This window comes from Arthrobacter sp. TMN-49 (assembly GCF_054511095.1).
The window spans coordinates 24132-33918 of record NZ_JBTNDH010000036.1; the positions used below are offsets into that span (position 1 = coordinate 24132).

Here is a 9787-nt window from a genome sequence, read left to right on the forward strand (position 1 = left end):
GCATGGCCAGACTCCAAGGACTGGACCTTCCTATCCCTAGCAACCATTCCGTCGCAGCCAAAACAGCACTATTGCCACGTTGGCTAGAAACGGTCCCTATCCAAAAATACCTGCCGCCAGCGGGCGAACCGACATGCCGCAACCGGCTATTTCTGCATCGCTGTTGACACCTGAACCTGAACGTCGGTCGGGCAGCCGATTCGCGACGGGTGACACTTGGCCCTGAACCGCTGAGATTCTCAGTTTCGTGTCACTTTCATTCCACGGCGCCACATACGGGCTCGGGAAAGGATCTCTGAGATGACATCGGTTTTGGCTTCCGCGTAGTAATTCACGTCGGCCCACTGTTGCTGAGCAAGACCCTTTTTCGTTGTCACATACAAGGCGCGGTCCCTCTCATCCACACGAAGCCAATCGCGAAGATCCTGATAGTTGGAAACAGCAGGGTCTTCAGCCGAGAACAAGTGAAGGTGGACATTCTTGGCAGGAGTTCTCAACATGCGGTGGCCGGTCTCTCGGACTCTTAGGACGAACCCAGCCGTCTGGAGTCTTTCCAGATAAGCCGTCTCGTCCTCCACATCTTCAACCGTCATCAAGATGTCAATGATAGGTTTCGCCGCCAGCCCAGGGATCGATGTCGATCCAATGTGTTCAATGGAGAGCGCGCCCTCCCCAACCGCCTCCTTGATAGCTAGGGCCAAGGCGTCGAAAGTAAAGTGCCATTCCGGGTCATATTCCACGATGACGATTGGGCGTTCCTCGCGGCCGCCAATCAGGACAGCGTCCAGGTGATCATCTGATTCGGTTCGCATGGACCCATCATGCCATTGCCTCCACCAGAGCCGAGAGGCTGCGCGACGGCAGTGGCATTAGGTCGTTCGCCAGCCACTGCACGCGTCATTGCAGGAGTCGCACACACAACCGCAACAGCCAACTGCGTGGTTCCCCGCCACAGTCCGCTCAAGAAGGGCAAAAGTCCTATGTCGTCGATCTATGCGGATGCCCGCATAGATCGACGAATTTGGCTACCTTCCCATCGACACCGAAGGAGCCAGAGTCCTCTTCCAAGTCCTCGCCGACGGCTACGAAAAACGCAGCCCAATCATCACCACCAACCTCGAATTCTCCCACTGGGGAACCGTGTCCGGCGACAACAACATGGCCGCCGCAGCCATCAACAGAATCGTCCACCACGGCCGACTCGTGCAATTCCGCGGCGAGTCCTACCGGGTCAAACACGCACTCATGAAATAGCAACCAGCTCAAACGGCCGGAAATCACGCCTACATGGCAGGATTCTTAGCGCTGAAACGGAACACTCCTGAACTCGGTCACCCGAACTACTACGACTTGCGCCCTAATTTCCCTATATGCCGAGGGCTATCCGGATTCATGAGCGAGTTCCGGCGACCATAAGCGAAGTAGATCACCAGGCCCACAACCAGCCAGACGGCAAACCGAAGCCATGTCTGCCAGTGGAGTTGGGACATGAGGAGGGCAGATGCTAGGACGCCGAAGGCTGGGACCACAGGCATCCACGGCAGACGGAATGTGCGTGGCGCGTCGGGGCGCTTGTAGCGGAACACGATGACGGCAATGCACACCACAACGAACGCGGCCAAGATACCGATGTTGGTGAGGTCAGCCACTTCCTTGATGGGAAACACTCCAGCAAGGAACGCCGAGGCAATGCCCGCGATCCATGTAACGCGTTGAGGCGTGCCATGACGGTCCGTCTTGGCAAACCAGCCGGGCAACAGGCCGTCACGGCTCATCGAGAACCAGACGCGAGTGACTCCCAGGAGGAAAGTGAGCATCACGGTAAGGATTGACAGGACCGCGAAAACGGAAATGATGGTGGCGATCACCGGCAGTCCCACACTGCTGAACGCCGAAGCGAAGCCGGCAGTGGGATCAATGTCCTTGTAGTTCTGCATACCAGTGAGCACGAGCGTGGCGGCAACATAGAGCAGCATGGCGATAATCAAGGACAGGACGATTGCCTTGGGCATGTGCTTTCTGCCATCCTTGGCTTCCTCCGCTGCGGTGCTCATCGCGTCATATCCGAAGACTGCGAAAAAGACAGTAGCGGCTCCAGCCAATACAGGCCCGAAGCCACTGGGCATGAACGGGTTGAAGTTTTCAGTGTTGATATAGAAAACCCCCAGTCCGATGATGAAAAGAATCAAGACAACCTTGATGGCAACGGCCACCAGTTCGAAACGGCCGAATGCCCGTGTTCCCCGGCTCAGGATCCAGGTCACCAAAAGGCACACCAGGATAGCCGGGAGGTTGATGATGCCACCGGTGCCCGCATCCGGGGTGGAGGACATCCATGCGGGCATGTGGATGCCAATTCCTGAAAGGAAAGCATCAAAATAGCCGGAGATTCCGATTGCCACAACGGCAACAATTGCGATGTATTCCAGCAAGAGGTCCCAGCCGATGAACCAGCCAATGATCTCCCCCAAAGCCACATATCCGTAGGTGTATGCCGAACCTGCACGTGGGATCATCCCGGAGAATTCGGCATAGGACAAAGCTGCCGCGCCCGAGGCTAGCCCGGCAATCAGGAACGAGATGAGGACTGCCGGGCCCACGCCGGGGTTATTGGCATCTCCGTGAGCGACAAGGCCCGCCAGCGAGAAAACACCGACGCCGATTATGCCTCCGACCCCGATGGCCGTCAGCTGCCACAAACCTAGGCTTTTGAAAAGTTGGCTGTTCTTGCTTTCTTCCTCAATGTCATCGATGGGCTTTCGCCTCATCACGGACTGGGAAGCGGGTTCTTGATTCATCGAAGTTCTCCTGGCAGTTGAGTGCACGTTGGGCCCGCACCACACTATGCGATGTAGCTCACATTAGAAAAGCGAATTCTTGTAATCAGTATTGGTTACTTTAAGTGATGAATCGAATATTCTCGGGATAAGTAGATGGGGTCTGCGGAGGGTCGCTTGAACCTGCCGTACGTTGACGTCCGTTTCCTCAAGCGACCCCTGGACCGGAATTGCCAACCACCAACCCGTATTTGCGGGCAGATCTCATGGCCATATCCGGGCATTCATGCTGGCCACCAGCGGGCAGATTACATGACCGCTGGTGGGCAGAAGCTCATGGCCCTTGACACATTTGCATCGATGATCTCCTGAAGCCATAGGGTAAGGCCGGGTTCGATCGCGTCATAGAAATCCGCGTAAGCGGCGTCAGCGACGTACATTTTGCCCAGACACACATGCATCGAGTGAGTGCAGTGGAAGTAGTCACTGATCGACGCCCGGTGCCACTCGGCCAGACTATTGGCCTGGGCGCTCCCGGCACCGAGACCCGCACGTTTCGCCGCGGCCAGGTCGTCGCTGATCCCTGAAGTAGTCTCTGCAACCCGACGCCAATCATCGGCTGTCCTTTCCACTGAGCGCTGCGCATACTCGGCCCACTGTGCCGTGTCGCCCCACTGGGTGCGGGCTTCCTCCGGCCACGACGGCTGCCAGTGCTGACCGAAAATTGCGACCTGCTCTTCGGCTGAGAGTAGAATTCCAGCGCTAGTGGCCTCGATCATCCGATCAACTGATGCGACCATCCCTTGCAAGCGCGAAATGCGTTCGACAAGTTGCGCGCGCTGTGTTCGCAGGGATTCCTCGGCCTCGATCGCAGAGGTATCCAGAAGTTCCTCGATCTTCTCGAGGGGCCCGAGCTCGCGGTAAATGAGCACACGATGAATGCGAGCTACGTCAGCAGATGAGTAGAGCCTGTAACCACCGAGGGTCCGTTCAGACGGGCAGACCAGCCTCATCGCATCCCAGTGGTGAAGTGTCCGGACTGTCACTCCAAGTTTCGATGCAACGGACCCCACTGTCAGACCGCCTGAACTTGTGGTTTCAAAAACGGATTCGCGCGTCATAACACTCATTCTGCCAGTGGAGCCGGTTGACTGAGTGGCAATCCAGTCCACCCCTGGATTGAAGTCTGCAATCCACAAGCAGTCCAGCTCCAACAGATACTCGTTAGTCAGCAACGCACTGGTGGGAGTTGACCAAAACAAGCCGGGAAATCTCCTCCGGCTACGGTAAGTGGCGGTTTCCGCACGAGCAACCCGCGGAGCACAGCGTCCGCGTCAGCCTAGCTGAAACACAGGTATACATCTCCCTACCGATGCAGCGGTAACGCAAAGAAACGTTCTGACCCTGAACTTCGGCCAGGCCACCAGTATGCGACCAGTAATACGAGTTCCGGACTGGTGACAACTAGTACCGGGTCCTACGTACAGGTAGGATTCCGAGCTGTCTGTCACCAGCGGATCGCCCTGACCTGCGACAATATCCAGCTCCCAGTCCCTGGAGTTCCCAGTTTCGTGTCACTTTCCTATAGGGAACATCCGGGATTGTCGCCAGGGCGTGAGCACTAGGGTTATGGAATGGAAGAAATCCTCCTGCCTGGCGGCAACGCTACCGATGGTGTGGTGCGCGTCGGATCGACTGTAGGCAAATCATGGACGGCGGCGACTCCGAGTGTGCTCGCTTACATGAGGGCTGTCCACGACACCGGCGTAGATGCTCCTGCCGTCTATGGGCAACAAGTGACAGAATTTGTCCCCGGTCGCCTTGCCATGGACTTGCCCCCACTGTCACTCTCCGAACTGTCCCCGGGTCGGACCCCTAGTGCGCTAATCATGATGCCGGTGCAGCCTACGAGCCAGCCCCTCCGCAACCTGTACCACGCACATTCCGGCACCTGGTGCCGAGCTGATCTGTCACAACGATCTGGCCCCATGGAACCTCCTCATCGAAGACCGCTGGGTGTTCATCGACTGGGACGCGGCCGCACCGAGCACGCGCCTCTGGGATCTCGCGTACGCCACGCAGACATTCACGCTGAACGATGCATCGGCGGATCCACATGTGGCGGCACGCGCGCTGGCGGCCTTCATTGACGGCTATGGCACCAACGACGAACTACGGGCAACGCTCCCCGTCGCCATGTGGCAACGGCAAGCGACACTTGGGATCCTACAAAAATGTAGGATCCCAAGCTGCTTATCATCAGCGAATCGCTCTGACCTGCACTGACACTTCGGGGTAGATCCCCCGAAGTTCTCAATTTCGTGTCACTTTCTTCAGGCAGCATTCCTGAACCGCGCAATCCCGGATGGCGCCCGGACGCCATCACTTCCAGCGGGGACAACAGCCCCGTCCTGCAGAAAGCATCTGGAAGACTGTGAAAATGGGTGAAGAACTACAATTGCAGTGGCTGGTGGATCCTTCGATGGTTGACCCTGAAATACGGATACGGCTTCTGAGATGTTGGCGAGATGTAGCGAATGCAGGAGGCGCCGTCGGTTTCCCTTTCCCACCAGTTACTGACGAGCAGGTGAACTCTTCAATCGACTCCATGGCTGCTTCTCTGAGCCAAGGCATAGACCGGATCCTGCTGGCCACCGTGAAAAGTGAAATTGCCGGCTGGCTTTACCTCGCCGGGAATTCCAGTGAGCTTACATCCCACTGGGCTCGGGTGTTGCGTGTCCAAACAGCTCTCGAATTCCGCGGCCACGGGGTAGGACGTGCCCTCATGAACGAGGTAGCCCGCGCTGCTTCCGAAGACCTCAGTCTCGAACAACTGCACCTTGAGCTACGGTCAGGGATCGGTCTGACCGGCTTTTACCAATCATGTGGTTGGCAAGAAATTGGCCGCTGGCCTGCTTCCCTTCGTTTCTCCGAGGGAGACCGAGACGAAGTACTTATGATGCTGAATCTGCAATGCAACCGAACAACACTTGGTGCCCCACTACCTAGCCCAGGCATGGCTGGCCAAGAATCCTTCAATCCTCAAAGTGATGACACCATATCGAGAATGGTGACACGCCAGTGACACGAAAATGAGAATACTGACAGCCAGCTTGAGAACCTACAAAAATGTAGGATCCCGAGCTAGCTGTCATCATCGAATCACCCTGACCTGCGACGATGCTCGGCCTTCGAAGACTGAAATTATCAATTTCGTGTCACTTTCCTCACAATCTGGGTAAACTTCAGGTGCTTTTACCTAGGGCCGATGCCGTGCTTTGTCCCCTGCCCTCAGGGTGTGCGCGAGTGTCCCCGACTTTCGCCCTACTGTGGTCGGAGATTTCAGCCTGATGGGCCCACGCACGGTAGTCCCGGTGCCTGACGCTCTCCTCATCGTTACCAAGCGACACCAGTGGCGTCATACGCTATCTGCGCGTCGCGGTGTGCTTCAACGTCCTGACGCCTTATCACATGCCGTAGGCTTGCGGGCGGCACTCCGCGTCGCAGGGTGGTCAAGTACAGATCTTCCCTGAGGAGCAGGCATGCGGGTTGCAGCGGGTATCTACCGAATCGTGGGTGCGGCCGCCATCATGGCCGCCGTTATCGCCCAAGGTTTTACCACCGTCACGTTCTTCGCTGAGAACGGCAAGGGTGATGATCCGGGGTTCTACGGGTTCATCAACTTCCTGAGCATGTTCACGATCGACTCGAACGTATTCGCAGCCGTGACCCTGGTGATCGGTGCAGTGATCCTGTTCCGATTCAAGGGCGATGATGCGTACTGGTTTGCCGTGCTGCGAACGTGTGCGGTTGCCTATATGACGGTCACCGGGCTCGTCTACAATCTGCTCCTGCGTAGCATCGAACTTCCCCAAGGCCGCACCCTGGAGTGGGCAAATGAGGTGCTCCACCTCATCGGTCCGGCGATTCTCCTGCTTGACTGGGTTTTTGCCCCCGGCCGCGTCCGTGTGGGTTACAAGAAGGTCGCCGTCGTCGCGATCTTTCCCATCGTCTGGCTCACCTACACACTGCTTCGGGGCCCGTTCGCTATCGATCCCAGCTTCGGGACGGCACCGTTCTACCCGTATCCGTTCCTGAACCCCAGTACGTCTGAGTCCGGTTATCTCTCGGTCGCCATTTACGTCGTGGTGATCGCACTCATTATCTGCGCTGTCGCCGCCGGACTCATCTGGATCAGCCGTCGCCTAGGACGGACAGTTCCGTCTGGCAGCGGCAACCTCACACAGAAGGACCCGGACAACGACCGGGTTGCCAAGAACTGACGACACCGCTGTCTCTACCGGCCGTTCACTCAGGCCCAGGATTTCGATGTTGGACGGGCCTTCCGGGTGACCAAGCTGGTCTGGAGTGTCGGCTCGGCTTGGGCCGGTGATGACGATGGCGGTGTCACCGCCGACCCAGATCCAGTCAATGAGTCCGCTGCGGTGTAATCGGGTGCCCGATGAGGACGAGTGCGAACCCATTGCTTGGGCGCGAGCCAGGCAACTCCTTGCGGAGTTCCACGTCATGTAGGATGCGTGCGTGCTGGACTGCGTTCGAGTTCGACATGGCCGATCAGATCGAGACCTTGGCGCCACGTACTTCCAACGACATGCTCAGTGCGTGGTGTCGTGGTGGGCTGTGCTGGTGGCGAGTTCGCGCCACATCTCCATCTCGGCGGCGACCTGGGCGAGCTTGCCCTCAACGAGGGCCACTGAATCAGCGCCGAGCTGGAGACGCAGCGGCGGCTGAGCGATAGTGCCGATGGTGATGATGGCCGCGGCTCCCTTGATCGGGTCGTTGACCTGGGCTTGGTCGGCGTTCGTGGCCCAGGCGCGGACACTGCCCACGGTGGACTCATAATCGTCGATCGTCTGATCAGTCCGCGACAGCGAGCTGCCTCCAAGGAAGTCCGTGCGAAAACTCCCCGGTTCGACGATCACCACGTCGATGCCCAGCGGGGCCAGCTCACCGCGCATGGCCTCGCTCAGTCCCTCGACCGCGAACTTCGTCGCCCCGTACACACCCCAACCGGGGAACTGCACGAAACCGCCCACAGAACTCATGTTGACGATCCGGCCCGAACGCTGGGCTCGCATCACCGGCAGCACGGCCCGGGTGACAGCGAGCAGGCCGAAAACGTTCGTAGCGAACACCGCTTCGACCTCCTTGCCAGATGCTTCCTCCACTGCGCCCAGCAGACCGCGCCCAGCGTTGTTGACTAGCACGTCGATCCGACCAAACCGAGCGACCGCCGCCTTCACCGCTGCCTCTGTCTGGGCCTCGTCGGTAACATCAAGCCCGACGGCCAACACTTGTTCCCCCGACAGTGCGGCCTCTACCTGCCCAACGTCGCGCCCCGTGGCAACGACCTGGTGGCCTTGCGCTAGGGCCTGCCGAGCGATCTCCAGGCCGAAGCCTCGCGACGCACCCGTGATGAACCAGACAGACATAGACTTCTCCGATCATTTGCAAATAAATACAAAGCTCATACTAATCGGGCGACCAGAGAACCCAACGATAGTCCTCGCCGCGTCCGCAAACGATCGTTCGCAAGACACTACTGGGCATGTTCAACAAATCACGGAATCACGGAATCACGGAAGAGACTATGTAACGCTTCCCGTGTACGTGCCAATGTAACGACTACTTCCCCTTGCAGAACACCATGTGCCATGGCTTTGAGCTGGGCCGTTGGGGAAGCAACGAACTGTCCCGTGACTGCTGAATATCGCACTAACGTCGGATATTTCACTTTTTCGCAAGCCACCCCGTTCTGACCCTAGATTCCGGCCATGCCACCAGTATCCGACTGGTCACACGAAACTGAGAAAATTGGTCAAAATGAGTCGAAAGTTGAGCACAGGCCAGCAGCTTAATGTTCCGGAGTCTGGTTGCCGATGCTCCTGACCACACCGAGTAGTCCCAACCATGTTGAGCGCAAACTTCGCCAGTCCAATCAAAAACTGCAACGGTTTCGGGATCGTCGAGCCGAGAGCGCGGCTTCACATCGATGATACGGATTTGTCCGAGTGTCGAGCGAAGCATGACATCGGGGCCGTGACGATGATCGCGTCCCCCAAAGTGGCCTGAAAGCTCAAAGGGCTGCGTGGCAGTCCAGCCCACAGGTGGATGAAAATCTGCCAACCAAAGATAGTCGAGTTCCAGCAGACTCTCATAGATCAAGAAGGATCTCGTCGTCGCAGACCAGAACAGGCCCGGATAGTTCCGCTGACCCCTGTAGGTGGGCGGTTTTCTGACGGGCAACCCGTGGAGAACAGCATCCGCATCAACATCATCGAGCCGTGCTCTAACTGTGCCTCTGTCGAATGAGAGGCACTGAACTCGAACGTCCTGACCCCGAGCGCTGGCCATGCCCTCAGTCTCCGCGGATGTCATGAAATTGGGACAAGTGTCAAACAACTTGGGTCCTACAACAGTGTAGGATCCCAAGCTGCCTGTCACCACCGAAAAGTCCTGACCTGCGGTGATACTCAGTCCCAGATCACCGAAATTCCCAGTTTCGTGTCACTTTCCTACGACGCGCATCGTCGTCGATGAAAATGGCGGCTCAAGATTCCCAGCGAGACGACCAGGCTGCTTGGAATCAGGAAAGCACTAGCGAGCGTTGGGCCTGCATTATCGGAGCCAAATGAATGGGCTCCTGTGGGACTGAAATTCTGTCCCGTATAACGCCCGACACCGGGCATTTTTGCGGGCAGGGTATACGGGAATGCGATTCCCGCGGAACCGCGCATTTTCGGAAATTTCAGGAGTCGTCTGCACACGCTCCTGTGTGGGACCGGCTTATGGGACTCCAGAATGCCATTCCAGACACACCCCTAAAGGACCGCGAGACTGTGCAAGTAGTGAAGAAGATCGCTTGTTGGGTCCCCAAGGGGGGATGCGGCGGGGCAGATAGCTGACGGCTCCGAGCTCGTGCGTCGCTGGGCAGTGAGGCGAACATCTTAAGGACAGGCTTGGTTGTGCCGCTGATTTCGGCGGGTGGA

Annotated in this window: 9 protein-coding genes; 4 read left to right on the plus strand and 5 right to left on the minus strand. The window is 57.7% G+C overall.

Translation table 11 applies throughout. From position 1 onward, the window contains the following. Positions 1-239 precede the first annotated feature (239 nt). On the minus strand, positions 240-812 hold the full coding sequence (locus ACX80E_RS14440; protein ID WP_459302714.1) for a GrpB family protein: 573 nt from the start codon (positions 810-812) through the stop codon (positions 240-242). Between the two features lie 223 nt (positions 813-1035). Here ACX80E_RS14440 and ACX80E_RS14445 point away from each other — a divergent pair, with 223 nt between their 5' ends. Further along, on the plus strand, positions 1036-1254 hold the full coding sequence (locus tag ACX80E_RS14445; RefSeq protein ID WP_459302723.1) for an ATP-binding protein: 219 nt from the start codon (positions 1036-1038) through the stop codon (positions 1252-1254). 89 nt (positions 1255-1343) lie between these two features. Here the strand turns inward: ACX80E_RS14445 and ACX80E_RS14450 are convergent, their stop codons facing one another. Next, positions 1344-2798: an amino acid permease gene (locus tag ACX80E_RS14450; RefSeq protein WP_459302715.1), complete on the minus strand. Its 1455-nt coding sequence runs from the start codon at positions 2796-2798 to the stop codon at positions 1344-1346. A gap of 287 nt (positions 2799-3085) precedes the next feature. Beyond that, positions 3086-3907 (minus strand): MerR family transcriptional regulator, encoded by an 822-nt coding sequence (locus tag ACX80E_RS14455; protein WP_459302716.1) that lies wholly within the window; start codon positions 3905-3907, stop codon positions 3086-3088. Positions 3908-4757: 850 nt separating this feature from the next. Between ACX80E_RS14455 and ACX80E_RS14460 the strand changes: the two genes are divergently transcribed. From ACX80E_RS14460 to ACX80E_RS14470, 3 genes are all read left to right on the plus strand, one after another. Further along, entirely contained in the window at positions 4758-5063 is a 306-nt protein-coding gene (locus ACX80E_RS14460) for a BUD32 family EKC/KEOPS complex subunit (RefSeq protein ID WP_459302724.1), read from the plus strand. A gap of 154 nt (positions 5064-5217) precedes the next feature. Next, complete coding sequence (locus ACX80E_RS14465) at positions 5218-5862, plus strand: GNAT family N-acetyltransferase (RefSeq protein WP_459302717.1); 645 nt, start codon at positions 5218-5220, stop codon at positions 5860-5862. A gap of 457 nt (positions 5863-6319) precedes the next feature. After that, the gene (locus tag ACX80E_RS14470; protein ID WP_459302718.1) at positions 6320-7060 is read left to right on the plus strand and encodes a Pr6Pr family membrane protein; all 741 of its coding nucleotides are present in this window, start codon (positions 6320-6322) and stop codon (positions 7058-7060) included. Between the two features lie 333 nt (positions 7061-7393). Here the strand turns inward: ACX80E_RS14470 and ACX80E_RS14475 are convergent, their stop codons facing one another. Beyond that, entirely contained in the window at positions 7394-8230 is an 837-nt protein-coding gene (locus tag ACX80E_RS14475; RefSeq protein WP_459302719.1) for an oxidoreductase, read from the minus strand. A gap of 298 nt (positions 8231-8528) precedes the next feature. Beyond that, positions 8529-9176 (minus strand): TnsA-like heteromeric transposase endonuclease subunit, encoded by a 648-nt coding sequence (locus ACX80E_RS14480; RefSeq protein ID WP_459302720.1) that lies wholly within the window; start codon positions 9174-9176, stop codon positions 8529-8531. Positions 9177-9787 lie beyond the last annotated feature (611 nt).

What these genes read in the sequence shown, in the direction of transcription:
- ACX80E_RS14440 (WP_459302714.1), bottom strand. Translation starts at nt 812, where the DNA reads ATGCGAACCGAATCAGATGATCACCTGGACGCTGTCCTGATTGGCGGC.
- ACX80E_RS14450 (WP_459302715.1), bottom strand. Translation starts at nt 2,798, where the DNA reads ATGAATCAAGAACCCGCTTCCCAGTCCGTGATGAGGCGAAAGCCCATC.
- ACX80E_RS14455 (WP_459302716.1), bottom strand. Translation starts at nt 3,907, where the DNA reads ATGAGTGTTATGACGCGCGAATCCGTTTTTGAAACCACAAGTTCAGGC.
- ACX80E_RS14465 (WP_459302717.1), top strand. Translation starts at nt 5,218, where the DNA reads ATGGGTGAAGAACTACAATTGCAGTGGCTGGTGGATCCTTCGATGGTT.
- ACX80E_RS14470 (WP_459302718.1), top strand. Translation starts at nt 6,320, where the DNA reads ATGCGGGTTGCAGCGGGTATCTACCGAATCGTGGGTGCGGCCGCCATC.
- ACX80E_RS14475 (WP_459302719.1), bottom strand. Translation starts at nt 8,230, where the DNA reads ATGTCTGTCTGGTTCATCACGGGTGCGTCGCGAGGCTTCGGCCTGGAG.
- ACX80E_RS14480 (WP_459302720.1), bottom strand. Translation starts at nt 9,176, where the DNA reads ATGACATCCGCGGAGACTGAGGGCATGGCCAGCGCTCGGGGTCAGGAC.